Source organism: Cryptosporangium phraense (assembly GCF_006912135.1).
GTDB classification, from domain to species: domain Bacteria; phylum Actinomycetota; class Actinomycetes; order Mycobacteriales; family Cryptosporangiaceae; genus Cryptosporangium; species Cryptosporangium phraense.
This window is the reverse complement of the sequence record NZ_VIRS01000012.1, coordinates 90,232-116,664: the sequence shown is the minus strand read 5'-3', so window position 1 is coordinate 116,664 and position 26,433 is coordinate 90,232. Positions and strand designations below refer to the sequence as shown.

Annotated in this window: 23 protein-coding genes, 1 tRNA gene and 1 pseudogene; 16 read left to right on the top strand and 9 right to left on the bottom strand. The window is 71.3% G+C overall.

From position 1 onward, the window contains the following. The first annotated feature begins 3 nt into the window (after positions 1 to 3). From FL583_RS18385 to FL583_RS42980, 3 genes and pseudogenes are all read left to right on the top strand, one after another. On the top strand, positions 4 to 1,722 hold the full coding sequence (locus FL583_RS18385) for an alpha/beta hydrolase (protein ID WP_142705906.1): 1,719 nt from the start codon (positions 4 to 6) through the stop codon (positions 1,720 to 1,722). Continuing rightward, on the top strand, positions 1,719 to 2,210 hold the full coding sequence (locus tag FL583_RS18380; protein ID WP_142705905.1) for a hypothetical protein: 492 nt from the start codon (positions 1,719 to 1,721) through the stop codon (positions 2,208 to 2,210). The genes FL583_RS18385 and FL583_RS18380 overlap by 4 nt, the downstream gene beginning before the upstream one ends. A gap of 73 nt (positions 2,211 to 2,283) precedes the next feature. Then, a pseudogene (locus FL583_RS42980) lies at positions 2,284 to 3,054 on the top strand (transposase family protein). A gap of 30 nt (positions 3,055 to 3,084) precedes the next feature. Here FL583_RS42980 and FL583_RS18370 read toward each other — a convergent pair. Both FL583_RS18370 and bcp read right to left on the bottom strand, forming a co-directional pair. After that, positions 3,085 to 3,168: transfer RNA gene (locus FL583_RS18370), tRNA-Leu, on the bottom strand. A 45-nt stretch (positions 3,169 to 3,213) separates the two neighbouring features. Continuing rightward, complete coding sequence (gene bcp / locus FL583_RS18365) at positions 3,214 to 3,690, bottom strand: thioredoxin-dependent thiol peroxidase (protein ID WP_142705904.1); 477 nt, start codon at positions 3,688 to 3,690, stop codon at positions 3,214 to 3,216. 110 nt (positions 3,691 to 3,800) lie between these two features. On the opposite strand from bcp, the gene FL583_RS18360 reads away from it, so the two are divergent. The 4 genes from FL583_RS18360 to FL583_RS18345 are packed head-to-tail and all read left to right on the top strand — an operon-like array spanning position 3,801 to position 6,379. Further along, a complete protein-coding gene (locus FL583_RS18360) occupies positions 3,801 to 4,490 on the top strand; it encodes an energy-coupling factor ABC transporter permease (protein WP_142706002.1) in 690 nt (229 codons plus the stop codon). After that, entirely contained in the window at positions 4,487 to 4,882 is a 396-nt protein-coding gene (locus FL583_RS18355) for a PDGLE domain-containing protein (RefSeq protein ID WP_142705903.1), read from the top strand. Before FL583_RS18360 ends, FL583_RS18355 begins: the two co-directional genes overlap by 4 nt. 1 nt (position 4,883) lies before the next feature. Continuing rightward, positions 4,884 to 5,639, top strand: coding sequence for a cobalt ECF transporter T component CbiQ (cbiQ, locus tag FL583_RS18350; protein ID WP_142705902.1), 756 nt, complete (start codon positions 4,884 to 4,886; stop codon positions 5,637 to 5,639). After that, positions 5,624 to 6,379 (top strand): energy-coupling factor ABC transporter ATP-binding protein, encoded by a 756-nt coding sequence (locus FL583_RS18345; protein WP_142705901.1) that lies wholly within the window; start codon positions 5,624 to 5,626, stop codon positions 6,377 to 6,379. The genes cbiQ and FL583_RS18345 overlap by 16 nt, the downstream gene beginning before the upstream one ends. Here the strand turns inward: FL583_RS18345 and FL583_RS18340 are convergent. The 3 genes from FL583_RS18340 to FL583_RS18330 all read right to left on the bottom strand — a co-directional run bounded on the left by FL583_RS18340 (position 6,376) and on the right by FL583_RS18330 (position 8,504). Beyond that, positions 6,376 to 7,107, bottom strand: coding sequence for a DsbA family protein (locus tag FL583_RS18340; protein WP_142705900.1), 732 nt, complete (start codon positions 7,105 to 7,107; stop codon positions 6,376 to 6,378). The two genes, FL583_RS18345 and FL583_RS18340, sit on opposite strands and share 4 nt — an antisense overlap. Continuing rightward, a complete protein-coding gene (locus FL583_RS18335; RefSeq protein WP_142705899.1) occupies positions 7,104 to 7,586 on the bottom strand; it encodes a MauE/DoxX family redox-associated membrane protein in 483 nt (160 codons plus the stop codon). Before FL583_RS18335 ends, FL583_RS18340 begins: the two co-directional genes overlap by 4 nt. Before the next feature lie 393 nt (positions 7,587 to 7,979). After that, positions 7,980 to 8,504, bottom strand: a complete 525-nt coding sequence (locus FL583_RS18330) for a sigma-70 family RNA polymerase sigma factor (RefSeq protein WP_142705898.1) — start codon at positions 8,502 to 8,504, stop codon at positions 7,980 to 7,982. A gap of 33 nt (positions 8,505 to 8,537) precedes the next feature. Between FL583_RS18330 and FL583_RS18325 the strand changes: the two genes are divergently transcribed. Beyond that, complete coding sequence (locus tag FL583_RS18325) at positions 8,538 to 9,197, top strand: zf-HC2 domain-containing protein (RefSeq protein WP_142705897.1); 660 nt, start codon at positions 8,538 to 8,540, stop codon at positions 9,195 to 9,197. 29 nt (positions 9,198 to 9,226) lie between these two features. After that, on the top strand, positions 9,227 to 11,134 hold the full coding sequence (locus tag FL583_RS18320) for a copper resistance CopC/CopD family protein (RefSeq protein ID WP_170323726.1): 1,908 nt from the start codon (positions 9,227 to 9,229) through the stop codon (positions 11,132 to 11,134). Here the strand turns inward: FL583_RS18320 and FL583_RS18315 are convergent. Then, complete coding sequence (locus FL583_RS18315) at positions 11,131 to 11,718, bottom strand: response regulator (protein WP_142705895.1); 588 nt, start codon at positions 11,716 to 11,718, stop codon at positions 11,131 to 11,133. The two genes, FL583_RS18320 and FL583_RS18315, sit on opposite strands and share 4 nt — an antisense overlap. After that, positions 11,715 to 15,884: a HAMP domain-containing protein gene (locus tag FL583_RS18310; RefSeq protein WP_420843160.1), complete on the bottom strand. Its 4,170-nt coding sequence runs from the start codon at positions 15,882 to 15,884 to the stop codon at positions 11,715 to 11,717. The genes FL583_RS18315 and FL583_RS18310 overlap by 4 nt, the downstream gene beginning before the upstream one ends. 574 nt (positions 15,885 to 16,458) lie before the next feature. Between FL583_RS18310 and FL583_RS18305 the strand changes: the two genes are divergently transcribed. Beyond that, a complete protein-coding gene (locus FL583_RS18305; protein ID WP_170323724.1) occupies positions 16,459 to 18,741 on the top strand; it encodes a SpoIIE family protein phosphatase in 2,283 nt (760 codons plus the stop codon). On the opposite strand, the gene FL583_RS18300 is transcribed toward FL583_RS18305, so the two are convergent. Continuing rightward, on the bottom strand, positions 18,727 to 20,061 hold the full coding sequence (locus FL583_RS18300; protein WP_142705892.1) for a PP2C family protein-serine/threonine phosphatase: 1,335 nt from the start codon (positions 20,059 to 20,061) through the stop codon (positions 18,727 to 18,729). The two genes, FL583_RS18305 and FL583_RS18300, sit on opposite strands and share 15 nt — an antisense overlap. Before the next feature lie 48 nt (positions 20,062 to 20,109). Here FL583_RS18300 and FL583_RS18295 point away from each other — a divergent pair, with 48 nt between their 5' ends. From FL583_RS18295 to FL583_RS18275, 6 genes are all read left to right on the top strand, one after another. Then, positions 20,110 to 20,478, top strand: coding sequence for an STAS domain-containing protein (locus FL583_RS18295; protein WP_142705891.1), 369 nt, complete (start codon positions 20,110 to 20,112; stop codon positions 20,476 to 20,478). Between the two features lie 144 nt (positions 20,479 to 20,622). Beyond that, a complete protein-coding gene (locus FL583_RS18290; RefSeq protein WP_142705890.1) occupies positions 20,623 to 21,099 on the top strand; it encodes a cysteine dioxygenase in 477 nt (158 codons plus the stop codon). A 211-nt stretch (positions 21,100 to 21,310) separates the two neighbouring features. Further along, a complete protein-coding gene (locus FL583_RS40200; protein WP_170323723.1) occupies positions 21,311 to 21,478 on the top strand; it encodes a hypothetical protein in 168 nt (55 codons plus the stop codon). Positions 21,479 to 21,724: 246 nt separating this feature from the next. Continuing rightward, the gene (locus tag FL583_RS18285; protein ID WP_142705889.1) at positions 21,725 to 24,094 is read left to right on the top strand and encodes a sensor histidine kinase; all 2,370 of its coding nucleotides are present in this window, start codon (positions 21,725 to 21,727) and stop codon (positions 24,092 to 24,094) included. Continuing rightward, a complete protein-coding gene (locus FL583_RS18280; RefSeq protein ID WP_142705888.1) occupies positions 24,091 to 24,768 on the top strand; it encodes a response regulator in 678 nt (225 codons plus the stop codon). The genes FL583_RS18285 and FL583_RS18280 overlap by 4 nt, the downstream gene beginning before the upstream one ends. A gap of 105 nt (positions 24,769 to 24,873) precedes the next feature. Then, positions 24,874 to 25,887, top strand: coding sequence for a hypothetical protein (locus tag FL583_RS18275; protein WP_142705887.1), 1,014 nt, complete (start codon positions 24,874 to 24,876; stop codon positions 25,885 to 25,887). A gap of 9 nt (positions 25,888 to 25,896) precedes the next feature. Here FL583_RS18275 and FL583_RS18270 read toward each other — a convergent pair whose 3' ends face one another. Further along, positions 25,897 to 26,301, bottom strand: coding sequence for a hypothetical protein (locus tag FL583_RS18270; RefSeq protein ID WP_142705886.1), 405 nt, complete (start codon positions 26,299 to 26,301; stop codon positions 25,897 to 25,899). Positions 26,302 to 26,433 lie beyond the last annotated feature (132 nt).

Here is a 26,433-nt window from a genome sequence, read left to right as displayed (position 1 = left end):
CCGATGGTCGAACTGGATGCCCTGCGTGACGCCCGTCTTTCGGACGTCGAGTCGACCGGCGGCGCCTGGCGCCGGCTGGCCGGCCGCTTCGCGGCCTCGGGCGAGGACGCGGTCAGCGACCTGGTGGGTCCGGTCCACGCCTCCAACTGGGACGGCGACGCGGCCGGAGCGGCTTTCCGGCACATCGACGGGTTGGACGACGGATTCGGTCTCCTCGCCGAGCAGGCGCGGGCAGTTGGCGTTCTGGTCGACGCCGTCGCAACGCGTTTTCGAGGTCTCCAGCGGCAGCTGAGCGACATCGAGCGGGAGGCCCACGCCGCCGGAGCACGCGTCCGGGTGGACGGCAGCGTCGAACCCCCGTACCTGACCGCTTCGGAGTCGGTGGACGACCTCACCGCGGCTCGGAGGAACAACGAAACGGCGCGAGTCTTCGCCGATCGCATCGCCGACGTCCTGGCCGAGGCGACGCGGCTGGACGAGCAGTACGCCGCCGCGCTCACCCGTTACCTCCACCCGCCGAGCGGCGTGATGAGCCCGTCCGAAGTGCTCGACGCGGCCCAGGACGCGAAGGACAACGCCCCGCTGCTCGGCGCCGACAAGTCCAGGATCCCGACCGGCAAGTCCGCCTGGACGGTCGACGAATGGTGGAAGGGCCTCACCGCCGACCAGCAGCAGGCCTACCTCACCGCCTACCCGGACGAGATCGGCGCCCTCAACGGCATCCCGGCGGTCGCCAGGGACCAGGCGAACCGGAAACGGCTCACCCACTACCTGGCCGCGATGGAGATCAACGCCGAGCGCCTCTACGGCCGGCCCGGCGGCAGGGTGTTCGACGAGAGCTACGAGCCGGCGAGGAAGCTCTACGCCAAGCTCGAATCGTCCGAGTACGGCCCCGAGAGCCACCGGCTCTATCTCCTCGGCTTCAACCCGGACTTCGGGCAGGTGCACCAGGGCCGGGCCATCGTCGCGGTCGGAGATCCGGACACCGCGAAGAACGTCGCCACGATGGTGCCCGGGTTGAACACGGAGTTGGAGGACGCCTCGACGCTGTCCCTGCACCGGGCGGAGAACCTGGTCGACGCTGCGGACGCCCGGACGTTCGGCCCGGACGGGGACACGTCGGTGATCGCCTGGCTGGACTACGACGCGCCCGAGGGCTACCCCGACGACCCGAACCTCAGCGTCGCGACGACCGGGCGCGCCGAGCAGGGCGCGGCCCGGCTGGACGCGTTCGTGAACGGGCTGCACGCCACTCACCAGGGCCAGGGGCACTACACGGCGATCGGCCACTCGTACGGTTCGACGACGGTCGGCTACGCGGCGGCCCAGAACGACGGCCTGGCCGTGGACGACGTCATCGTCGCCGGGTCGCCCGGGACGACCGTCGGCTCGGCGTCCGACCTGCACATCGACCGGCACCACGTGTGGGCCGGGCAGGCGGCCGACGACCCGATCAAGTACGCCTCGGGCCTCACGCTCGGCAAGGACCCGACCGACCTCGACTTCGGCGCCAACCAGTTCCACGTCGACACCCACGGGCACGGCGACTACTGGGAAGCCGACACGAGGAGCGTCACCGCTCAGGCGGCCATCGTGGTCGGGGACTACGACTACTTCCGGGACGATCCGGGGACGCTCGATCACACCTCGGACCAAGGCGTCGACGCGCGCCACCACACCGACCGCTACCACCAGCGCGGACCCTACGGAGCGCCCCGATGACCACCCGGACGCTGCCCCTGCTGTGCGCCCTGCTCGTCCTCCTGGTCGGCGCCGGATGCAGCGGCAAGGACTCCCCGGGAGAGAAGGAGAGCACGGTGCCCGTCCGATCTCCCGAGGTGGTGCAGAACGCGGTCGCCGCGTTGGCCGAGACGCTTCCCGCCGCGCTCGGCTCGACCGGACCGCTGAGCGGCAACGCTCCGCGCGTGACGCCCTGCGCCGATACCGAGAGCGGGCCGTTCTACGTCCAGGGTGCCTATCAGGTCGTGCTGCCGGAGGAGCGGCACCGCCCGGCGCTGACCCGGCTTCGTGACCGGTGGATCGCGGCGGGCTGGACGAAGGTCGCCTACCGGCCGTTCGGCGCCGCCGGCACCCGAGCCGAGCTGTCCGGCATCAGCCCGGACGAGCACTTCGACGTCCGGATCACGTCCGGGACGCCTCCCCGGGGCTTCGCCGTCATCGTCATCAGCCCGTGCTTCTCCGCGGGTTAAATGATTGATTCCTGACGGCGTGGCGGCGCGGTTGACGCCGTGACATGCGACGGAGGGTGCCGTTGGTCTGCGTGTGACCCCAGACCTCGACACCCTCCTGACCGCACTCTCCGTAGGGATCGATGATCGTGTGCCCCGCCGCCGGCCGTCCGGCCGTCCGGCCGGTGTTCTCCGACGAGCAGCCGCTGACCGCCGCAACAGCGCAGGCCCTGCTCCGGGTCACCTCCGAACGTCGCTGGCTGCGCCTGGTCACCGGCCGACTGCCCGCCGCGGGTGGCCTGCCAGCCCGGATGCTGCGTGAACTGGCCCGCGACACCACTTTCTGGCACGACGACGTCTGGGTCGCCGACTCCACCCCGGTCGGCTGCGGCGCCTCCCGGGAGCTCCGATCTGGCCGGCTACGCCCACTACGGCTACTAAGCATCACACTCGCGATGGTTCTGGGGCCTGCGCCTGCCTCTGGTCTGCACCCCGGCCGGCCTCCCGATCACCGGGGGGTCGGCCGGCGCAAACCCGACGAACGCGACGTGTTGCTCGACCTCGTCGACCCCGGCCTGCCGGCCGACCGGCCCGGGCAGACGATCCCCGCTGACACGGGCTACCAGCGCCGCGAAGTTCGAACACCAATTGACCGACAAAGGCGCCCGGCTGCTGATCCCGGCCTACCGCAACCGCGAACCACGACCCGCCCAGCACCTGCTCAACCGTTCCGGCACGTCAACACAGCGCGCGAACCATCACCGGAGTCTGTGTCCGCCTCGCCCAACGCCTCCTCGCGCTGACCGCCGCCATCTGGCACAACGATCACACCGACCCAACCGGTCACCCGATCACTGATCCGTGAGCATCGCAATCAACCATCTAGGCCTGCCGGTGCGGGAGGTGGGAGTCGAACCCACATGTCCTTTCGGACACCGGGACCTAAACCCGGCGCGTCTAGCCTTTCCGCCACTCCCGCTCGGCCAACATCGTACGCACCTTCGGTGCGCGGTCGGGGCCGAGGTCAGTCGAGGCCGAGGTCGCGACGGAGCTTGGCGACGTGTCCGGTGGCCTTAACGTTGTACTGCGCCTGCTCGATGGCGCCGTCGGCGTCGATGACGAACGTCGACCGGATCACGCCGGTGACCGTCTTGCCGTACATCGTCTTCTCGCCGAACGCGCCGTAGGCCGACAGGACGCTCTTGTCCGGGTCGGACACCAGCGGGAACGTGAGCGACTCCTTGTCGCGGAACTTCGCGAGCTTCTCCGGCTTGTCGGGCGAGATCCCGATCACGGTGAGGCCGGCCGCGCGGAGCGAGTCGAGCGAGTCCCGGAAGTCACAGGCCTGCTTCGTGCAGCCCGGCGTCATCGCGGACGGGTAGGCGTACAGGATCACCCGCTGTCCGCGCAGGTCAGTCAGGTGCACGACGTTGCCCGAGTCGTCGGACAGCTCGAAGTCGGGAGCGGGATCGCCGGGGGAGAGGCGAGGTGCGGCAGTCATGCCCGGAGCCTAACGCGCGACGCTGCCCGGCCTCCCGCCGTTGCACGCCCCTATTGCAGACAGCTTGCAATAGCAGGGATGATGCACGCGTGGAACCGACACCCGTGGCGATGCACATCTCCGACGGCATAGTGAACCTGCCGGTTTCGGCCGTCTTCGGCGCACTCGCCGTGGCCTGGATCGCGTTGTGCCTGGTCAAGGCCCGTCACGATCTCGACGACCGGCTCGCCCCGATGGCCGGATTGGTGGCGGCGTTCATCTTCGCGGTCCAGATGCTCAACTTCCCGGTGCTGCCGGGCGTCAGCGGGCACCTGCTCGGCGGGGCGCTCGCGGTGATCCTGGTCGGGCCGTGGGTCGGCGCGCTCTGCGTGGCCACCGTGCTGCTGGTCCAGGGCCTGCTGTTCGCCGACGGGGGCCTGTCCGCGCTCGGCCTCAACATCACGAACATGGCCATCATCACGACGCTGGTCGCGTTCGGGGTCGTCACCCTTGCTCTGAAGATCCTCCCGAAGAACAGAGCCGGCATCGTCGTCGCCTCGTTCCTGGCCGCCACGATCTCGGTCGTCGTCGCCTCGCAGGGGTTCGTGCTCGAGTACGCGCTCGGCGGTGAGGTCGACAAGGCGCTCGGCCCGATCTCCGCGACGATGGCCGGCGTCCACCTGCTGATCGGGCTGGGCGAGGGGCTGATCACCGCGACCACGGTCGCCACGGTCGCGGCCGTGCGCCCGGACCTCGTCTACGCGCTGCGCCGGTACCGCAGCGAGAAGGAACTCCTGATCCGAGTGGAGAGCAACGCGTGAAGACGAAACTCGCGGTCTTCCTAGGGCTCGGCCTGTTGGTGTCGCTGCTGCTGGCCGGGGTGGTGAGCAACGCGGCCAGCTCGAGCCCCGACGGTCTCGACGCGACCGCCAGGCAGGGGTGCACGTTCGACGCCAACGACAACATCACCGGCGGCGACTGCCTGGCCCGGTCGGAGAAGGAGCACGCGGCCAAGGACTCGCCGTTCGCCGGTTACGGCATCAAGAGCATCCACAACAGCGCGCTCTCCACCGGCCTCTCCGGCGTCGCCGGCGTGCTGCTGGTCGCCGCGATCGGCGGCGGCCTCTTCTGGCTCCTCCGCCGCCGTCAGCCGGCCGCCACCGCGGCCACGGCCGCCGACGGCGCGCCGGTCGCAAAACCGGGCGAGCGCTGACGTGGGCGCCGGGCACGCCCACCCCCTCCACCGCCCCGGCTCCACGCGAGTCCACCGCCTCTCGCCCGACATCAAGATCGTCGCCGCGCTCGCGTTCGTGATCAGCGTCGTCGCGACCCCCCGCGAGGCCGTCTGGGCCTTCGGCCTCTACGCGCTCCTGCTCGCCGCGGTCGCCGCCACCGCCCGGATCCCGGCCCGCTGGCTCGCCTCCCGCGGGGTCATCGAAGCGCCGTTCGTGGTCCTCGCCGTTCTCCTGCCTTTCCTGGAGGGCGGTCCGCGGACGATCCTGGGACTTTCCGAACCCGGCCTCTGGGCCGGCTGGAACATCGTCGCCAAGGGCACGCTCGGCGTCGTCGCCAGCCTGCTGCTGGCCGCGACCACTTCCGGTCGCGACCTCCTGCTCGGCCTGCAACGCCTGCGGACGCCGGCCCCGATCGTCCAGATCGCGACGTTCATGCTCCGCTACATCGACGTGATCGCGGCCAACGCGCGGGCGATGCGCGTCGCCCGCCTCTCCCGCTGCCACGACCCGCGGTTCCTCTGGCAGGTGCGGGCGTTCGCGACGTCGATCGGCAGCCTGTTCCTGCGCTCCTACGAGCGGGGCGAGCGGGTCTACGTCGCGATGCTGTCCCGCGGCTACACCGGCAGCCTCCCGAGCGGCGTGGCCGAGCGACCGGCCCCGCGCGACTGGGCCACCGCCTTGACCATCCCGGCCGCCGCCGCGGCGGTTAGCGTTGCGGCGTGGCTGACCGCATAGATCCGTCCCTCGAAGTCGAGGGCCTCGCCTTCGCCTATCCCGACGGACGGCAAGCGCTGTTCGGCGTCGACCTCGTCGTCGAGAAGGGCGAACGGATCGCCCTGCTGGGCCCCAACGGCGCCGGCAAGACCACGTTGGTGCTGCATCTGAACGGCATCCACTCGGCCGGCGCGGGACGCGTCCGCGTTGCCGGACTGCCGGTCACCAAGGACAACCTGCAGGAGATCCGACGGCGGGTCGGAATCGTCTTCCAGGACCCCGACGACCAGCTGTTCATGCCGACGGTCGCCGAGGACGTGGCGTTCGGACCGGCCAACCTCGGGCTCAAGGGCCAGGAACTGAAGAACCGGGTCGCCGAGGCGCTCACCGCGGTGAAGATGCAGGACTTCGCCGACCGCGCCCCGCACCACCTCAGCTTCGGTCAGCGACGGCGGGTGGCGGTCGCGACCGTCCTGGCCATGCACCCCGAGATCCTCGTGCTGGACGAGCCGTCCAGCAACCTCGATCCGGCCAGCCGCCGGGAGCTGGCCGACATCCTGCTCTCGCTCGACGTGACGCTGCTGATGGTCACCCACGACCTGCCGTACGCGCTGGAGCTCTGCCCGCGGTCGGTGCTGCTCGACGACGGGGTCGTGGTGGCCGACGCGCCTACGGCGCAGCTGTTGCTCGACGCCGACCTGATGCGGCGGCACCGCCTCGAGCTCCCGTACGGTTTCGACCCCTCGGTCGCCCTCCGCTAGCTCTTGGCCTTCGCCGAATCGATGGCGGCGGTCAGCGCCGCGGTGGTCGGGTTGTCGAGGGCGGTCCCGTCGACCTTCACCGTCGGGGTCCCGTTCACGCCTGATTTGGACGCTTCATCAGTGACCGATTTCGTCCAGTTCGCATATGCCTGGTCGTTGACGCACTTCGTGAACGTGTCGCCGGTGATGCCCGCGCCGGCCGCCAGCGAGATCATCTTCGCGTCGGTGAGGCCCTTGCCGTTCTCCTCGGGCTGGTTGTCGTAGAGCGCGGTGAGGAACTCGGGGAACTTCCCGGCGTCCGACGCGCAGCCGGAGGCCGCCGACGACCGGCTGGAGTACTTGGTGCCGGACGAGAACCGGTCGAGGTAGGCCACCGGGTGGTAGTCGATCTTCACCGTGCCCTCGTCGACGTACTTCTGCAGCGTCGGGCCGCTCGTCGCCTCGAACTGCTTGCAGATCGGGCACTGGAAGTCGAGGTAGATGTCGACGGTGACCGGCGCGGACGTCTTGCCGACGGGAACGCCGGTCTTCGTCGCGGCAGTCGGCAGGGCGACGTTCTCGGGCTGGCTGGTGCGGTAGACGACGACCCCGATCCCGGCCGCGACCACGAGCACGGCGAGCGCGATCACCGAGACGAGGATCGTCCGGCGGCGCTTCTCGGCCGCGCGCTGTGCGGCGAGCCGCTCGGCGGCGATGCGTCGGGCCCGGTTGGCGTTCTTTGCGCTCATATCGCGTCTCCCGCAATCCAGTTGTCTACGGCCAGGCGGCCGCGGGGCCACCGCGCGAGGGCCAGGGCGACGACGAGCAGCGCGCTGTCGCGGAGGATCTCGAGGGTGTAGGCGGTGCTCTGGTCGGGGCCGAGCTCGCCGCCGCTGCCGAAGCAGCCGCAGTCGATCCGGAGCCCGCGGGCCGCCGCCGAGATGATGCCGATCAGGAACACCACCAGCAGGACCGCGGAGAACAGCGCTCCGAACCGGACCGCGACGCCCGCGATCAGCAGCACGCCGAGCCCGATCTCGAGCCAGGGGAGGCCCGCGCCGACTACGGTCGCCACGCCGTCCGGGAGCAGCTGGTACGCCCGCACCGCCCGCACCGAGCCGGCGAGGTCGGTGGCCTTGGCGGCGCCGGCCCAGAGCAAGACGGCGCCGAGCACGAGGCGCGCCGCGAGCGGCAGCCAGGGGAGAACGTCGGTTCGTTTCGTCGGCATCGTGGGTTAGTCGTCGGAGCGGTCGAAGTGGTTCCCAGTGTGCGGTACGCCACGTCGAAGAAGCTGGTGGGACGCGTGTGGCGATGTCTCTGAAGCCGACATTAAGTGGTGCGTAATGGTGCCCGGATGACTGGCAACCGGGGGCGTTGCTGGGGTCAACTGTGTTCACCGCAGCGCGGTTCCGGTCGTCGGAGGTGGGCGATCGGGACGGTGGGCGGGAGCGGTGGGTGGTCGTGGCCCGGGTGGGAGAGAACAGGGACCCGGGTCGCGGCACCAACCTCGAGGTTGCCTGCGTCGAGGCACACCGCGCCCTCGAGCGACCGGCGTTCGCGCGTGACCGTCGGTCCAAGTCCTGCCTAGGGGGACGCCCCTCCCCCTAGGCAGGGCTTTTTTCTAGGTGGCGGCGAGCGCCGCGACCAGGTCTTCTCGGGCTCGGGCTACTCGGGAGCGGATCGTGCCTATCGGCACTCCCTCGAGGGCGGCGGCTTCGGCGTAGGAGAGGCCGGTCAGCTGGGTCAGCACGAACGCCGCCCGGCGGTCGGGCGGCAGGCGGTCGAGGAGGTCCGCGGTCGCGGACGCACCGGCCGGGTCCGGGGTGACGGCCCCGGAGAGCCGGGCCCTCAGCACCTCGTCCAGGCGACGCCGCCGTACGACGGTCCGCAGGTGGTCCGCGCAGGTCCGCCGGGCGATCCCCAGGAGCCACGTACGGACGCTCGCCCGCGCGGCAAAACCGGGCAGCGCCCGGAACGCCCTCAGATACGTTTCCTGGGTGAGGTCATCGGCGGCGTCCACGTCGACCAGCGAGGCGCAGAACCGCCACACGTCGGGCTGTGTCGCGCGCACGAACGCGGCCATGGCCAGCGGGTCACCGTCTCGGGCACGCAGCGCCCAGTCGGTGACGTCCTCCGGCGAAACCACGAACCCAGCCTACTTTTCCCGGGGAACCATCCGGTGACGGCAGACGACTACTGCACTATGCAGTGCGCGCAGATACGGATCGCCCTGTCCGCCCTCGCGGACGGCGAAGACCCGGGCATCGACCGGGCCGTCGTCGACACCCACCTGGCCGAGTGCGCCGAGTGCCGAGCCTGGAACGCGGCCGCGGTGGACGCCACGGCCGCCGCCGTGCGTCAGGCCCGTCGCGACGCCGACGTCCCCGACCTCACCGCGTCCGTGCTCGCGGCCGTCGCCGCCGACCGGGCCCCTAGCCGGAAAGCGCCCCCGATGGCCCACGCCGGCGTCCTGCGCTGGGCGCTGGGCTTCTCCGCGGTCGCCCAGCTGCTGCTCGCGCTGCCCGCGCTGATCGCCGAACCCGGCACGGGCGCCGCCGTGCACACCGGCCGGGAGATGGCCTCGTTCGACGTCGCGGTCGCGATCGGGTTCCTGTTCGTCGCCGGGCGTCCGGCCTGGGCCCGGGCCCTGGTGCCGGTCGCGGTGGCGCTGGCTGGTTGTCTGTTGGTGACGAGTTCGATCGACATCGTCGACGGAGCCGCGCAATTCGGGCACGAGCTGAACCATCTGCTCGCCGGCGTGCAGGCCGTCCTGCTCTGGCTGCTGGCCCGGACGGATCGAACGCAGACGGCTTCGGAGCCGTTGCCGAGGCAGGTATGACCGTAGAGACGACAGGAAGAAGGAAGAGCGTGAAGCTCCTCGGGCGGGCGCTGGTGGTCGCGCTGCTCTCGCTGCTGGCGCTGGGCATCGGGGCGTCACCGGCGCAGGCGCACGCCAGCCTGGAGGGCACCGACCCGCCCGGCGGCCAGATCGCCGACTCCGCGCCGACCGTCGTCACGATGAACTTCAGCGAGCGGGTCGTGCCGGTCGAGGGCCGGATGAAGGTCATCGCGCCCGACGGCAGCAACGTCGTCGCGGGCAAGGTGACGACGGTCAACGGCGGCGCGCGGGTCCGGATCCCGCTCAAGAAGAACCTCGCCGACGGCACCTACCTGGTCAGCTACCGGGTCATCTCGGCCGACGGGCACCCGGTCCAGGGCGGGTTCACGTTCAGCTCGCGGGTCCCGTCCGCGCTCGGGGCGAACGCGAACGACGTCAACTCGGGGGCCTCGTCGGCGTCGGTCGACACCGGCGTCCGCACCGTGCAGTCGCTGGGCCGCTTCGCGGCCTACGCCGGCATCGCGCTGCTGGCCGGTCCGCTGGTGATCCTGCTCGGCCTGTGGCCGCGGCGGCTGGCGATCCGCGGCCCGCGCCGGCTGGCCTGGACCGGCTGGGGGTTGCTGTTCGGCGGCACGCTCGCCGTCCTGGCCCTGCAGGAGGTCTATGCCGACGGGGGGACGCTGGCCGACCTCTCGATCAGCGGAATCGGGCAGTCGCTGGACGAGACCGTGGGGCGGGCGCTGCTGGCCCGGCTGGGGCTGCTGATCGCCGCTGTCCCGGTGCTGATCCGGGTGCTGCGTCCGCAGGTGTCGAACGACAGCGGCGATCCGGGCTGGGCCGGGCCGGTCGACCGGGTGCTGGTCGGGATCTTCGGGGTGGCCGTGCTGGTGACGTTCCCGTTCGCCGGGCACGCCGCTCAGTCGCCGGCGCCGTTCCTGTCGGTGCCGTCGATCACGCTGCACGTGGGGGCGATGGCGGTCTGGCTCGGTGGGCTGGCGGTGCTGGCCCGGTACCTGCTGCCGCGGGCCCGGTACCGGGAGCTCGAGGTGATCCTGCCGGTCTGGTCGCGGTGGGCGTTCTGGGCGGTGGCCGCGCTGGTGTTCAGCGGGGTCATCGAGACGTTCCTGGAAATCGGCGGCTTCGGCGGGCTCGATCGGCTGGTCAACACGACGTACGGCCAGCTGGTGCTCACGAAGGTGATCTGGCTGGGCGCGATCCTGGTCGTCGCGGCCAACGCGCGGGCCTGGATCCGGCGCCGCTTCGGTGTTCCGGTCGCCTACGCGCTCGCGGCCGAGGACCCGGAGAACCCGCCGGCCGAGGAACCGGACGACGAGCCCACCAAAGCCCCGGTGAAGACGTCCGCGGGTAAGCGTCCGCAAAAGAAGGCGGGGACCGCGACGAAGACGGCGCCGAAGGCGGCGGGCAAGGCCCGGCGGGCGGTCGAGCCCGAGACGGCGGACTTCTCGGCCTCCGGGAAATCGGCCGACGAGGTGCGCCGGCTGCGGTCCCGGGTGGGGATCGAGGTGGCGCTCGGCGCGGTCGTGCTGGCCCTGGCCACCGCGCTGGTGCAGGTCGCTCCGGCCCGCAGCGCCGACGACGCGGCCGCGGCGGCCGCGAACCTGCCGTACAGCGCGCAGCTGACCATGGGGCCGAACGTGCTCCAGGTCGACCTGTCGCCGGCCCACATCGGCACGAACGAGCTGCACCTGACGCTGTTCGACAAGAACGGCCTGCCGGTCAAGGTCGCGGAGTGGAGCGGCTCGGCCGACCTGCCGAAGGCGAACGTGTCGACCGATCTGGTCGCGCTACCGCTGACCGAGAACCACGCGGTGGGTCAGGTGGAGTTGCCGATCGCCGGCGAGTGGAAGTTCACGTTCACCGCGCGAACCTCCGACATCGACCAGTACAGCGTCACCAAGGTCATCACGATCCGCTAGATCGAGTCGAGGTCGTGGAGGGCGGCCCGGAGCAGCTCGGCGGTCTCCGGGTCGGTCCCCTCGCAGCGGGCCAGCGCCTCCTGGACGCGCAGGCGGGCCCGATCCAGCGCCGAGCCGCGCTCGGTGGACGCGACCTCGGTCGAGTGCACCCGCTGCTGCAGGAGCTCGGTGCGCTCGAGCAGCAGCCGGTTCTTCTCCCACAGATCGATGAACACGCTGACCTTCGCCCGCAGCACCCACGGGTCGAACGGCTTGGCCAGGTAGTCGACCGCCCCGGTGGCGTACCCGCGGAACGCGTGGTGCGGCTTCCGGTCGATCGCGGTGAGGAACACGATCGGGATGTGCCGGGTCCGTTCCCGGCGCTTGATGTGCTCGGCGGTCTCGAACCCGTCCATGCCCGGCATCTGGACGTCGAGCAGGATCACCGCGAAGTCGTCGGTGAGCAGGCGCTTCAGCGCCTCCTCACCGGACGGTGCGGTGACCAGGTCGTGGTCCAGGCCCTGCAGGATCGCTTCCAGGACGAGCAGGTTCTCGGGGCGGTCGTCGACGAGAAGGACTTTCGCCCGCTTGCGGTCAGTGCTCACGCGTCAGGTCCGGGCGCGCCCGCGTCACGTGTGACCCAGCCGGACATCAACCGGAGCAGACGATCGAGATCGACCGGCTTGGTGATGTAGTCGCTCGCCCCGGCCGCGAGACTCTTGTCCCGGTCGCCGGGCATCGCCTTGGCGGTCAGGAACAGGATCGGCAGCTCGCTGAACCCGGGCATCTTCCGGATCGCCGCCGTCGTCTCGTTACCGTCCATGTCGGGCATCATGACGTCCATCAGGACGAGGTCCACCTCCGGGTGGGCCTGAAGCGTCGCGATGCCGGCCGCCCCGTTGTCGGCGTAGAGCACGGTCAGCCCGTGCAGCTCCAGCGCCGACGTCAGCGCGAAGACGTTCCGGACGTCGTCGTCGACGATCAGCACGGTACGTCCGGCCAACACCGACGTGTCGACGGTGTGGGTGGGTTTGCCACGCATCGAGCGGCTCGGCTCGAGCGGGCGGGGCTCCGGCGCGGTGTTCTCGACCGCGGTCGGCCGGGCCGCACTGGCGCCCTGCGTGATGATCGCCGCGCCGATCTCCTCCGCGTCGACGACGCGGGCCGGCCCGCCGCTGATCGCGGTCCGCGGACTGCCGACCATCAACGGGCCGGAGTACGACGAGCCGGAGAACACCGTGTCGTCCTGCAGCCGGTCCAGGGCGTCCGGAGCCTCGCCGGGGTACCGCTCGGGCAGGTAGAGCGTGAACGTGCTTCCGCGTCCGACGTCGCTCTGGACGGTGATCGAGCCGCCGAGCACCCGGGCGATCTCCCGGGAGATCGACAGCCCCAGCCCGGTACCGCCGTACTTGCGGCTGGTCGAGCCGTCGGCCTGCTGGAACGGGTCGAAGATCAGCTTCAGCTTGTCGGCCGCGACGCCGATACCGGTGTCGGTGACCGCGAAGGCCACGACGCGGTCGGCGGCATTCAGCGTCGGGCTGGCGAACAGCATGTCTTCCGGACCGACGTGGATCGAGAGCGTCACCGTGCCGGCGTCGGTGAACTTCACCGCGTTCGAGAGCAGGTTCTTGAGGATCTGCTGCAGCCGCTGCTCGTCGGTGAACAGCTGGTCGGGGACGCCCGGCCCGCGCTCGACCGCGAACCGCAGCCCCTTGAGCTCGGACTGGGCCCGGAACGTCTGCTCGACGTACCCGCAGACGTCGTCCAGGGCCACCCGGCCGGCGTGGACGTCCATCTTGCCCGCCTCGACCTTGGAGAGGTCGAGGATGTCGTTGATCAGCGTGAGCAGGTCCCAGCCGGCGTCGTGGATCGTCCGGGCGAACTCGATCTGGCGCCCGGTCAGGTTCGACTCGGTGTTCTCGGCCAGCAGCCGGGCCAGCACGAGCAGCGAGTTCAGCGGCGTCCGGAGCTCGTGGCTCATGTTGGCCATGAACTCGGTCTTGTACTGGCTGGAGAGCGCGAGCTGCTCGGCCTTCTCTTCCAGGCCCAGTCGGGCCATCTCGATCTCGCGGTTCTTGATCTCGATGTTGCGGTTCTGCTCGGAGAGCAGGGCCGCCTTCTCCTGCAGCTCCGCGTTGGTGCGCTGCAGCTCCATGGACTGCGCCTGCAGCTCCTGGGTCAGCCGCTGCGACTGCGCCAGCAGCTCCTCCGTCCGCGCGTTCGCGATGATCGTGTTGAGGACGACGCCGAGCGTGTCGACGAGCTGCTGGAGGAAGCTCATGTGCAGGTCGGAGAAGTTCTTGAAGCTGGCCAGCTCGATGACGCCGAGCACCCGCTCCTCGAACAGCACCGGGACGATCACCAGGTCGGCCGGCGGGGCCTCGCCGAGCCCGGAGCCGATCGACAGATAGCCGGGCGGCGTCTGCGGCACCCGGATCGACCGGCGCTCGACCGCGGCCTGACCGACCAGCCCCTCGCCCAGGCTGAGCACCGACTCGCCACGGCGCGGTGCGTACCCGTACGACGACGCCAGCCGCAGCCGCAGGCCCTCCCGGGTGGCCTCGAGCAGGAAGAACGCGCCCTGCTGGGCGTCCACGACCGGGGTGATCTCGCTCATGATCATCTGGCAGACCTGACGCAGGTCGCGCTGCCCCTGGAGCTGAGCACCGATGCGGGCCAGGTTGCTCTTCAGCCAGTCCTGTTCCGCGTTCTTGGTGGTCGTGTCCTTGAGGTTGTTGATCATCTGGTTGATGTTGTCCCGGAGCTCGGCGAGCTCGCCCTGGGTCTCGACGGTGATCGCCTGGGACAGGTCGCCCCGGGTCACCGCCGTGGCCACGTCCGCGATCGCGCGGACCTGGGTGGTGAGGTTGCCGGCCAGGATGTTCACGCTCTGGGTGAGGTCGCGCCAGGTGCCGGAGACGTCGCGGACCTCGGCCTGACCGCCCAGCTTGCCCTCGGTGCCGACCTCGCGGGCGACGCGGGTGACCTCGTTGGCGAAGGAGCTCAGCTGGTCGACCATCGTGTTGACGGTATTCTTCAGCTCCAGGATCTCGCCCTGGGCGTCGACCGTGATCTTCTGGCCCAGGTCGCCCTTGGCGACCGCGGTGGTGACCGAGGCGATGTTGCGGACCTGGCTGGTCAGGTTGCCGGCCATCGAGTTCACGTTGTCGGTCAGCTCGCGCCAGGTGCCGGAGACGCCCCGGACCTGGGCCTGACCGCCCAGCTTGCCGTCCGTACCCACTTCGCGGGCCACGCGGGTGACCTCGTCGGCGAAGGAGCTCAGCTGGTCGACCATCGTGTTGACGGTGTTCTTGAGCTCGGCGATCTCGCCCTGGGCGTCGACGGTGATCTTCTGGGTCAGGTCGCCCTTGGCCACCGCCGTGGTCACCGACGCGATGTTCCGGACCTGGCCGGTGAGGTTGCCGGCCAGCTGGTTGACGTTGTTGGTGAGTTCCTGCCAGGTGCCAGAGACGCCCCGGACCTGGGCCTGGCCGCCGAGCTTGCCGTCGGTGCCGACTTCGCGGGCGACGCGGGTGACCTCGTCGGCGAACGACGACAGCTGGTCGACCATCGTGTTGACGGTGTTCTTGAGCTCGGCGATCTCGCCGCGGGCGTCGACGGTGATCTTCTGGGTGAGGTCGCCCTTGGCGACCGCGGTGGTGACCTGGGCGATGTTGCGGACCTGCCCGGTGAGGTTGCCGGCCAGCTGGTTGACGTTGTTCGTCAGTTCCTGCCAGGTGCCGGAGACGCCCCGCACCGTGGCCTGGCCGCCGAGCTTGCCGTCGGTGCCGACTTCGCGGGCGACGCGGGTGACCTCGTCGGCGAAGGAGCTCAGCTGGTCGACCATCGTGTTGACGGTGCTCTTCAGCTCGGCGATCTCGCCCTGGGCGTCGACGGTGATCTTCTGGGTCAGGTCGCCCTTGGCCACCGCGGTCGTGACCTGGGCGATGTTGCGGACCTGGCCGGTCAGGTTGCCGGCCAGCTGGTTCACGTTCTCGGTCAGTTCGGCCCAGGTGCCGGAGATCCCGCGGACGTGGGCCTGACCGCCTAGCTTGCCCTCGGTGCCCACCTCGCGGGCCACCCGGGTGACCTCGTCGGCGAACGCGGAGAGCTGGTCGACCATCGTGTTGACCGTGCTCTTCACCTCGAGGATCTCGCCCCGGGCGTCGACCGTGATCTTCTGGGTCAGGTCGCCGCGGGCGACCGCGGTGGTCACCTGGGCGATGTTGCGGACCTGGCCGGTGAGGTTGCCGGCCATCGAATTCACGTTGTCGGTCAGCTCGCGCCAGACGCCGGACACGCCCCGGACCTGGGCCTGGCCGCCGAGCTTGCCCTCGGTGCCGACCTCGCGGGCCACCCGGGTGACCTCGTCGGCGAAGCTGCTCAGCTGATCGACCATCCGGTTCACGGTGGTGCCGATGCGCAGGAACTCGCCCTTGAGCGGCTGGTCGCCGATCTCCAGCGCCATCTGCTGGCTCAGGTCACCGCGGGCTACCGCGTCGATGACCCGGGCCACCTCGGTCGTCGGCCGGGCCAGGTCGTCGATCAGCGAGTTGATCGCCTGCGCGCCGGCCGCCCAGTCGCCACTGCCGATCGACTCGTCGACGCGCTCGGCCATCCGGCCGTCGCGCCCGATGACCCGGCTGACCCGCTCGAACTCTCTGTTCCGCTGCTCCATCCGGCCGGCGACCTCGTTGAACAGCTCGGCCAGGTCGGCGTCCGGGCCGTCGCGACGGGCCAGCCGGGCGCTGAAGTCACCGCGCCGGAGCATCTCGAGCGCGTCGCTCAGCTCGGTCACGATCTCGGGACGTTCCGCAACCAGCGTCCCGTTCGGGGACGGTTGGCCCGCGTCGGCCGCGCGCCTGGCCGGGGTGCCGGCCGGCGCTGACCCGTTGCCTGAGGGGCGGCGGCTCGGCCGGCCCCGTTCGGCTGTCGTCATCGTGTGCCTCATCTCGCCGGGTGTCCGAGGCGCCGAAGGTGCCGGCGCCGCGTGGACAGTCCCATCTTTGCGCATCACGCACGGTGGAGCGTCAGATCCGGTTGGTACACCAATTCCGATGATCCCGCGTCCGCGCCAACGCGTACGTGTGAATCACAGTGTCGGACAACCACCTGATTCGTGCTGGACTCTGCAGCGGTTGGCCCCTGGACGCTAGGGTTCGTCCGGGACATGCCGACGTGTCGGCCCACACCGGGTCGATCGGCCGGAGTCCTCCCTCGAGTTCGGCGCCGACCGAGCTGTCCCGGGCGGGGGTGTAGAACGGGCGGCGCAGGACGAGCGGCGCGAGGTGAGCCGGCAGATGGGTCATCAGATGAGTTCTCCGGGGCCTTCAGGTTCCGCGCTGGTGACGCGGCGGGCACCGTTGCCCGGCGACGCGAAGTCGCCCGCGCTGGCGCGCGCCCTGGTCCGGGACGTCGTGGAGGAGTGCGGTCTCGCCTCGCTCTCCGACGAGGTCGCGCTGCTGACCACCGAACTCGCGACGAACGCGGTCGTGCACGCGGGCACTGCGATGCACATCGAGGTCATCGGCGACGCCGACTCGATCACCGTCCGGGTCACCGACGGCAGCCGGGCCGTGCTCGGCCCGTCGCTCCCGCCGCCGATGCTGGCCGAGGGCGGCCGCGGCCTGCACCTCGTCGACTCGCTCGCGTCGGAGTGGGGCGTCGCCTACGGACGGCAGGGCAAGTCGGTCTGGTTCCGGTTGGACGTCGACGACCCGGTGGTGACCCGGGCCGGGTCCGGCGCGCTCATCCCGGTGGACGAACCACCGCGCACCGAAGCGCAGCCGGACGACGAGCCGGCCGAGTCGCGCTGGGGGCTGCGCCGGGAAGGACGCAAGGTGCGGGCCCGGCGCAGCGCCGCGATAGCGGCGGGGGGCGTGGCGATCCGGCCGGAGCCTGTCCCCAAGCCGGCCCGGCGCACGACCCCGGGCCGCAGCCCGATCGCCGTGCCGGCCGCCGAGGCGGCGGGCTGGCTCACGTACCTCACCGACCGGGTCGTCCACGAGCTGGACGCCTACGAGCTGGCCCAGGAGATCGTCTACCGGGTCTGCGAGGTCACCGGTGCCCCGTTCGGCATCCTCTGGGCCGACGAGGGCTCGGGCGTGGCCGCGATCGCGTCGGTGGGCATCACCGAGACCCCGATCGACCCGCCGGCCCGGCTCTGGCCCGACGACCCGCCCCGGCCGCGTAGCGCCGACCTGCTGCCGCCGACCGGCGCACTGGCCGCCGCGGGCGCGGGGGTCGCGCTCTCGGTGGCGCTGCCGTCCAGCCCGCCGATCCGGGGGCGGCTGGAGCTGGGCGTCCCGTCCGGCAGCCTGTTCCGGCCCGCCGATTCGGTCTTCGCTCTGCTCGCCGCCGAGCGGCTGGCCGTCAGCCTCGACGCGGCCCGCCTCCGGGACACCGAGCAGACCCGCCGGGGCGACCTCGCGTTCCTGGCCGACGCCAGCGAGCTGCTCGCCTCGTCGCTGGACGTCGACCTGACGCTGGCGCTGGTGGCCCAGCTGTGCGTCCCCCGGCTGGGGGAGTGGTGCGTGATCCACACGCTGGACGACGCCGGTGACCCCGAGCTCGTCGTCTCGGTGCACAACGACGAGCGGGGCGTCCCCGAGCTGGAGGAGACGTTCCTGGCGCCCGAGGGTGCGGCGCTGCGCGAGCGGATCCGGGCCGCGACGGTCACGCACGCCGCGACGCCGCTGACCGGCCCACTGTCCGGTTTGGTGCTGCCGCTCACCGCTCGGCGCGAGGTCGTCGGCACGATGTCGATCGGTGACCCGCAGGGGCGTCGGCACACGTCCGAGGAGGTGGCGATCGCGGTCGACCTGGCCCGCCGGGCCGCGCTCTCGGTCGACAACGCGCGGCTGTACTCCGAGCGCGACTCGGTGGCCGAGGCCCTGCAGAGCGCGCTGCTCCCGGCGTCGCTGCCGGTCGCGGCCGGCCTGGAGTTCGCCGCTCAGTACCGGCCGGCCGGCGCGAGCAACGAGGTCGGGGGCGACTTCTACGACGTGCTGCCGCTGGGCGACGACCGGTGGCTGATGGCGATCGGCGACGTCTGCGGCAAGGGCCCGCAGGCGGCCTCGGTCACCGGCATGGTCCGGGACGTGCTGCGGACGCTGGCCCGCGAGGGCCGCGACCTGCCGTACACGCTGTCGGCGCTGAACCGGGCGCTCGTCGAGGAGGCGACGCTGATCCGGGAGGGCGGCGGGCCGAACACCGGGCAGACCGTGTTCTGCACGGTTGCCGCCGCGGTCGCCGAGCGGTCGGAGGGCGGGCTGCTGGTGCGGCTCTGCCTGGCCGGGCACCCACTGCCGATCAAGATGCTGGCCGACGGCGGGGCCGATCAGGTCGGCGCCGGGGGGATGGCCGCGGGCCTGACCGACCACATCGAGGTCGAAGAGGTCTCGGTGCACCTCGCGCCGGGCGACGCGCTGGTCTTCTACACCGACGGGGTCACCGAGCGCCGTCGCGGCGACGACCAGTTCGGCGAGGAACGGACGGTCGAGGTGCTGGCCCAGTGCGCCGGGCTGTCGGCCGCCGACATCGCCGCCCGCCTCCGGACCGCCGCCACCGACTTCGGCGACGGCCCCCTCCGCGACGACCTAGCCATTCTCGTCCTAGTCGCCCGCTGACCAGACGGCGGTCAGCTGCCTTTCGGTGACCGTGCGGGGTTCTACGCTGATCGAGATGACCGCGACGTCGTCGTAGCCCGGCGGGTCGAACTCGTTCATCAGGTTGCGCACCCACCGCACCAGCGACTTCGCGTTGTTGTGGGGCCGGTCGGCCAGCGCGGCGGCCAGGCGTCCCTCGCCGAAGCGCTGGCCGTAACGGCGGGCGTCGGTGATGCCGTCGGTGTAGAAGAGCAGCCCGTCGCCCGGACCGAGCAGCGTCTCCGACGTCGGGTACCGGCTCTCGGGCAGCCAGCCGAGCATCGGCCCGGAGTCGGTCAGCCGCTCGATGCTGCCGTCGGCCCGGCACACGACGGCCGGCGGGTGGCCGCCGTTGGCCAGCCGGACCTGCGCCGACCCGGTCTCGGTGAGCTCGATGACGCAGAACACCGCCGTGCAGTACCGCGGGACGTCGTGCCCGCTCTGGTCGGCGGCGATCGTCTCGTTCAGCGCGGCCATCACCAGCGACGGGTCGGACGTCTGGATCGCCGCGCCGCGCAGCGCGTACCGGGCCAGCGACGTCAGCGCGGCCGCGTTGACGCCCTTGCCGGAGACGTCGCCGATCGAGATCGCCCAGCGGCGGCCGCCGAGCGGGAACACGTCGTAGAAGTCGCCGCCCACCTCCTGCAGCGGGGCCGCGTGGTAGAACGCCGACAGCTCCATCCCGGGCACCTGGGGCATCCGCGGCGGGAGCAGCGTCTGCTGGAGCGTGCGGGCGACCTCCTCGACCTGCCCCTTGGACTTCTGCACCTCCTCACGCCGACGCCGTTCCAGCCGCACCTCGCGGATCGCCGAGAGCCGCAGCTCGAGCTCGTCGACGACGATCGCGGCCAGGTCGGCCAGCGTCGCCAGCTCGGCCTGGGACACCGACCGGGGCCGGCGGTCGATGACGTTGACCGTGCCCAGCTGGAAGCCGTCGCTGGTCACGATCGGGGCGGCGGCGTAGAACCGGAGCCCGAACTCGCCCCGGACCAGCGGATTGTTGAACGCGGTCGGATCGAGCGTCGCGTCCTCGATCGCCATGGGTCCGTCGACGAGAATTGCAGATGCGCATAGTCCCGGGTCACGGCCTATCTCGGTGACCTCGACCCCATGTGTGGCCTTGAACCAGATTCGGTCTTCGTCCACGATCGTCACCGTGGCGACGGGAACTTCGAAAATGCGGGCGGCCAGTGCCGCGATGCGGTCGAACGCCCCGTCGGGGGGCGTATCGAGGATGTCGTACCGGCGAACCGCCTTGAGCCGCTCGGACTCGTTCGGCGGGATCAGGCCGGCGTCGGTCATGTCGCTCTCCTCGAGGGGTATCCAGTGGCGCGCGCTGAAGGGGTGGAGATGAACTTGTCCGTCATCGTCAGCAATGCTGGAGAGGCCGACAACGTCGGTGTCCTCCGGCTCTCCGGGGAACTCGACATTGCCACGTCGGGCACCCTGCGCCAATCCCTCGACGCGTTGCGTGACCAAGGCCGGGAGAACCTGGTGCTCGATCTGTCGGGCGTCACTTTCTGCGACTCCACCGGGCTCGGCACGGTGGCGACGCACGCCCGCTGGGTGATGCAGGTCGGCGGCGCCCTCGTCGTGTGCGGGCTGCGGCCGGACGTCGAGGCGGTGTTCGCGATCTCCGGGCTGTCGACCGTGCTTCCCACGGCCACCTCGCTGGATCACGCGGTCGAGCTGGCGGCGGCCGGAACGTCTCCCAACTGACGCCTCCTCCGTCAGTACCCCTACCAAACTGGTAGGGGTTATGTGATTTACTGGGCCCATGAGCAAAGAGTGCTTTGCGGGGCGATGTCGCTGATCGGTCGTCTGACGTCCCGATCCCGCCATCGACTGCCTTGGAGAGCACCAATGACCGTTCAAACTGCCCCTGTCCCGACCGGCCTCCGCCTCGGCGCGGTGCTGGATGACCTGGTCGCCACCGTCGACTGGGCCTCGATCGTCCGGTACGACGTCGACCAGCGCTGGTACGGCCGCCTCGAGGTGCCGGAACTCCCGGTCGAGGCCTGGCTGCTGAGCTGGTGGCCCGGCCAGCGCACCGGGCTGCACGACCACGGTGGCTCGGCCGGCGCGTTCGCCGTCGTCCGCGGCCGTCTCCGGGAAGACACGCCGGCCGGTGCGTCGGCCCAGCCGCACAGCCGGACGCTGACCGCCTCGCAGCGCCGGGTCTTCGGCCCGCGCCATCTGCACGACGTGGTCAACGACGGGCCCGAGCCCGCGGTCAGCATCCACGTGTACGCGCCCCGCCTCACCACGATGTCCCGCTACCGCTGGACCGACCGCGGCCCCGAGATCGTGTCGGTCGAGCGCGCCGGCTCCGATTGGTGACCCTCGGCTGATCAACCGCCGACCCTTGGCCGGTCGGCGGTTGACCCTGGGGTGTCCACGATGTGGACTGAACTCGAATCAGGCTGCGTCCGTCAGAAAGTTTGCGCAGATTGCTCCACGCCGTGCCCGTCCGGAAGGCGTGTCCGTCATCATTCTGCGAGCGGGGCTGGCCAGATTGGGGGCTAGCACGGTTGTGGGTGGAGGGGGAGCGATGGCCGAGCCGTCCGGCGCGCACCCGATGCTGCCCGCTCCACCTCCCGTGACCGTTCCGAACGACCCCGCCGCGGCCGGCACGGTCGAGGACGGCGTTCTCGCGTCTTGGATCGAGGTCCTCATCGCCGACGGACTCGTGCCCGGTTTGATCCTGCCCCCTCTCTAGGGGCACCAGACCCCCTTGCCTTCCCCGAACCACTCCTCCCGGGTGCGTTGTCGCAGCTAGACTGCATCGACCGAGAGTGCGGGGGCACTGGCCGGCTCCGGGCTAGCACGGTGGGGCTAGCACGGTGGAGCTCAATTTCCGGGGCTGGCACTGTGAGGCCTCTCGGCGTCCACAGAACGATCGGTTGTGGACGGTGGACGGCGGTGCCGGGGGGCGCTGCCGGGGGGACGGAGAGGCAGTTCCATCATGGCGGCGAGGGTGTTGGCACCCGACACGAGCGGTACCCAGGGCGTGTTCGCGGAACGATCCGCGGTCACCTCCGGTGGTACCGCTGCGCAGGACGCCCTCGACGCGTCCGCCGCCCGCATCGCGCTGATCTTCCGGGGCGCCTGGTCGGCGCTGACCCCGTTGATGGCCTATCCGCAGGCGTTCGCCGGCGGTGACGTCCCGGCCTGGCAGCACGTCGCGGTCGCGAGCACGGTCGCCTGGGGAGCCGCCTACGCCTGGTTCCTGCGCGGCGGCCGATTAGTCCCGTGGGTGGCGGTCGCCGACAGCCTGCTGTTCTGCGCCTACCTGGCGGCCGCGCCGTGGATCCTGCCCGAGGTCGGCGACCCGACGACCTGGGTGGTCGGCGGGGCCAGCGTCGCGATCTTCGTCGCCTCCTGGGCGCTCGCTCCCGGGTGGACGGTGCTGCTGGCGACGGCCGAGAGCGTCGCGTTCCTCACCGGGGTCGTCGCCGGGGGCAAGTCGCTGGTCGGTGACCACGACAACCAGGCCGCGATCTTCGTCCTGCAGGGCTTCCTCGCGGTCGCCGTGATGCGGCTGATCCGCCGCGGGGCCCGGCAGGCCGACGCCACGCTCGATCACGTGGCCAGGGCCCGGGCCGAGCTCACCGTCGAGCGCAGCCGCCTGCACAGCCGTCGGCAGCTCGAACGGAACCTGCACGACACCGTGCTCAGCACGCTGACCGTCGTCGCCCGCAACACGTTGAGCTCCCGCCGCGATCTGGTGCGCGCCCGCTGCGCCCGCGACCTGAGCCTGCTCGACCGGCTCGACGAGGCCCCGAAGACGCCCGGGCTGTTCGCGGGCATCGCCTGGGAAGCCGGCTGCCGGGCGATGGCCGTCCGCACCGACCTGCCCGCGGACGAGCCGAACATCCCGTCCCAGGCCGCCGACGCGCTCGCCGGGGCCGTGCGCGAGGCGCTCTCGAACGTCGAGCGGCACGCCCGCGTCGACCACGCCGAGGTGAGCGCGACGACGCTGCCGGACGGCGTCCAGATCGTCGTCCGGGACGAGGGCCGGGGCTTCGACCCGGCCGCCACCACCCCCGAGCAGACCGGGGTCCGCCGGTCGCTAGTCGAGCGGATGGCCGCGGCCGGCGGCACCGCGGAGATCACCTCCGCGCCCGGCGAGGGCACCGAGGTGACGCTGACCTGGCGGGGCGCGCCGGCCTCGGCCGAGCCCGGCCTGGACGACCACGCGGTCGCGGCCGGCTACCGCGCGGGCATGGCCTGGGCGCTCGTCGTCATCGCGCTGGTCTGGCTCCTCTACTGCGGCGCGCTGGTGCTCTCGGCCCGCGCCGACTACCGGCCGTTCTGGCTCGAATCGCTGGCTTGGGGAACGATCGCGGCCGTCGTGGTCGGGGTCGCGGCGCACGGCCCGACGAGGCCTCTCCCGGCCGGGCCTCGGATCGGTGCCGGCCTGACCGTGCTCCTGGCGGCGGCGGCCGCGCTCTCGGCGATCCACGGCACCGACCAGGTCGTGCTCTGGATCAACTGGATCCCGGGCGCGGTCGGCTGGCCGCTGGCGCTGCTGGCCCTGCACCGCCCGCTGGCCGAGTACCTCGGCTGGTCGGCGGCCGGGGTCGCGCTGTCCGTCGGTGCCGTGCTGATCGAAGTGGGCCCGGACGCCGAGGCGGTCGTCCGGATCGTCACCGCGCTGCTCTGCGCGCTCGTCCTGCAGCTGGCGACCGTCGTCGCCTACGGGCTGGTGCGCCGGAACGGCGCGCTGGCCGAGGCCGCGGTCGGCGAGGCGGCCCAGATCCAGGTGAGCCGGGAGGCGCTGGCCGCGGTCGCGCACGACCGCGAGCGCTGGCAGCGCGAGCTCGGCGCCTCGCTCCGGCCGCTGGTCCGCGCGCTGGCCCACGAAGAGCTCGACCCGGCCGACCACGAGGTCCGCGCGCGCTGCGCGATCGAGGCCAGCCGGCTGCGGGCGATGCTCTCGGAACTCACCGAGGCCGGCGAGCACTCGGTGTGGCGCCGCGACCTGGTCTCGTCGTTCTCCGGAGCGGCCGCGGACCGGTCGGCGACGCTCGAGGCGCGGATCGCGCCCGACTTCGGCGAGGTTCCCGAGCCGGTCCGGGCCGAACTGGTCGCGGCCGTGCTCGCGATCCTCCGGCTGACCAGCCCCGGTGAAGCGGTCGTGACGTTGAGCGGCTGCGTGCGGGACGCGTCGGCCACCGTGCTCCTGCCGGTGTCCGCGGAGCGGACGGCGGTCAAGGACGCCATGAGTGCGCTGCTCAACCGGGTTCGCGCGGCGATACCCGGCACGGTCAGCACTGATGTCGAAGAACCAGGTTCGAGCAGTTTCTGGGTGGAGGTGAGGTGGGTTTCATGATCACAGTGGCGGCTGTTGATGATGACCCGTTGGTGTTGCAGGGCCTACCGGCCTGGCTCGCGCCGGCCGACAGCGGACTCGTGGTGATCGAGCTCGCGCAGTCGGTCGACGAGCTGCTCCGGGGCCGAGGCCGGGATGCGGACGTCGTCCTGCTGGACGTCTGGCTGGGCGACGGGAGCACGGTCGGCGACAACGTGGCCGCGGTGACCGAGGCCGGCCCCGCGGTCGTGACGATCAGTACGCAGGACCACACCGACCTGATCGTGGAGTCGATCGAGGCCGGCGCGCTGTCCTACGTCCACAAGAGCCCGGACCCGACCGAGATCCGGGCCGCAGTGCGGGCCGCGGCGGCCCGGCACAAGTTCATGACCCCCGCGCTGGCCTTCGCGCTGCGCAGCGACCAACGGCCGACCCGGCCGTCGCTGAGCCTGCAGGAGACCGAGTCGCTGCGGCTGTACGCGTCCGGGCTGCGGATGACCGACGTGGCCCGCCGTCTCGGCGTCAAGCCGTCGACGGCGAAGGGCTACCTGGACCGCGTGCGGGCCAAGTACGACGACGCGGGGCGGGCAGCGCGGACGAAGCTCGACCTGCGCGAGCGGGCGCTCGAAGACGGGATCCTCCGTCCGTCGACCACCGTGCTCGGTCCTCGTCCTCTACGCCGAGTGACTGGTTGAGGGCGCAACGATGACCACTTTTCAGCGGGCGCGCGGGCACTGCTCGGTGTCAGAGACTTGTGAATTGCAACTTGTGAAACTTTCGTCACGGAAGCGGACCGACTGATGGGGGCTGGGGTGGTCGTCGTCTCGGCGGGTCCGGCCCGCCTCGCGCCGGACCGGGACACCACGGAGCTCGCTCGCGTGGTGTGGAGTGCGCTGACGCGCCAGCGTCAGCAATTGCACCAGGGGCGCCGCTGTCTGGCGACCCGCAGCCCGCTCCTGCGCGATCCGAATTCACAGCACTGCCTGGTCTGCGACGAGCTCGCGCTCGACGCGCAGGAGCGGGTGGTGGTCGCCTGGCAGCGTCAGCCCGACCGCGAGCCGTGGACGCACGCGCGGGTCGTCAGCTGCGCGCAATCGGTCCTGGCCGACCGGGTGCGGAGCCGGCTGTCCGCGTCCGGGCTGGTCGCCCGGCCGGAGCGCTGGCTCGACCAGAAGTCGTTCCTGCCGCACGTCGACCCGACCGGACGGGTGCTGCTGGTCGCGCTCATCGTCAGCGTCGGCTACTACACCTGCGTCCCGACGGCCGGGAATCGGGTGCGGCTCAGCCCGTCCGTCGTCAGTCCTCTGGTGGACGGGGTGCGACGCGGCGCGTTCGCGTCGGCGCTGACGAGAGCGTGGCCGGAGGACGAACCGGATCTCGGCACCGCCGCGGGGCACCTGGCCGCGGCGCTGGTCGCCTGGCGGGACGTGCGGCCGGAGCAGTACGCGGCGCTGGTCGGCCTGGCCGAGGCCAACCGCACCGTGCTCAGCCTGGACGTCGCCGGGCTGCGATCGGACGTCGAGTTCAGTCACCTGGCCGGGGGGCCCGCGAGCGACGACGTCGCCGAAGTGGTGATCGAGCAGCGGGGGCGGTGGGTCGTGGGAACCGAGCACGTCGCGGCGGCCGGGGCGTTGTTGCGCCGGTTCGTGGCGAAGGTGGAGGACCTAATGGCTCCGCAGGAGCTGCGGATCCTGCTGGTCGAAGAGGCGGAGAAGCTCGCCGCCGAGAGTGACGGCCCGGAGTGGCTCTGGCAGCTCCGGGAGCGCCCGGCCGTGGTCACGGCTCTGATCGACCGGGCGGCGGAACTCCTCTGAGGCCTCGCCTCAGCCGAAGTAGAAGGTGGCGGCCCGCGTGTCCTGGGGCTCGGTCGGCGGTTCGATCGTCGACGGAGCCGGGGTCGGCGCGGGTCCGGCGTAGTTGCGGTAGACGTTGAGCACGGTCCAGAGCGTGTGGTCGCAGCGGGCGTAGAGCCCGCCGCGGTACCGCACCATGCCGACGTGCTGCAGCGGGCCGAGCGCGCCGCGCACCGTCGACTCCGGGAGGTCGAGCTCGTTCGCGCAGGTGTCGGCGCAGAACAGGCCGCCGTGCGACGGGGCCGTCCGGTCGATCCAGAGCGCGATGCGCACCCGGTCGGCGTCCCCGAAGACGTCGGCGAACGCCTGCTCGGGCGGTTCCGGATCCGGGGCTCCCCAGAGCGCCCCCGTGGCGTGTGTCCCCAGCATCGTCATGCGAGCGCTCCCTTCCTCGTAAAGTGCTGCCTCCACGAAAGCACATAAAAACCCCTAAAAGCAGTCTTAAAGTTGGGTTTTTCGATCAAGAACCGAGGCTGCTGTTTCCGCTGTACAGCCGTGTGGCAAACG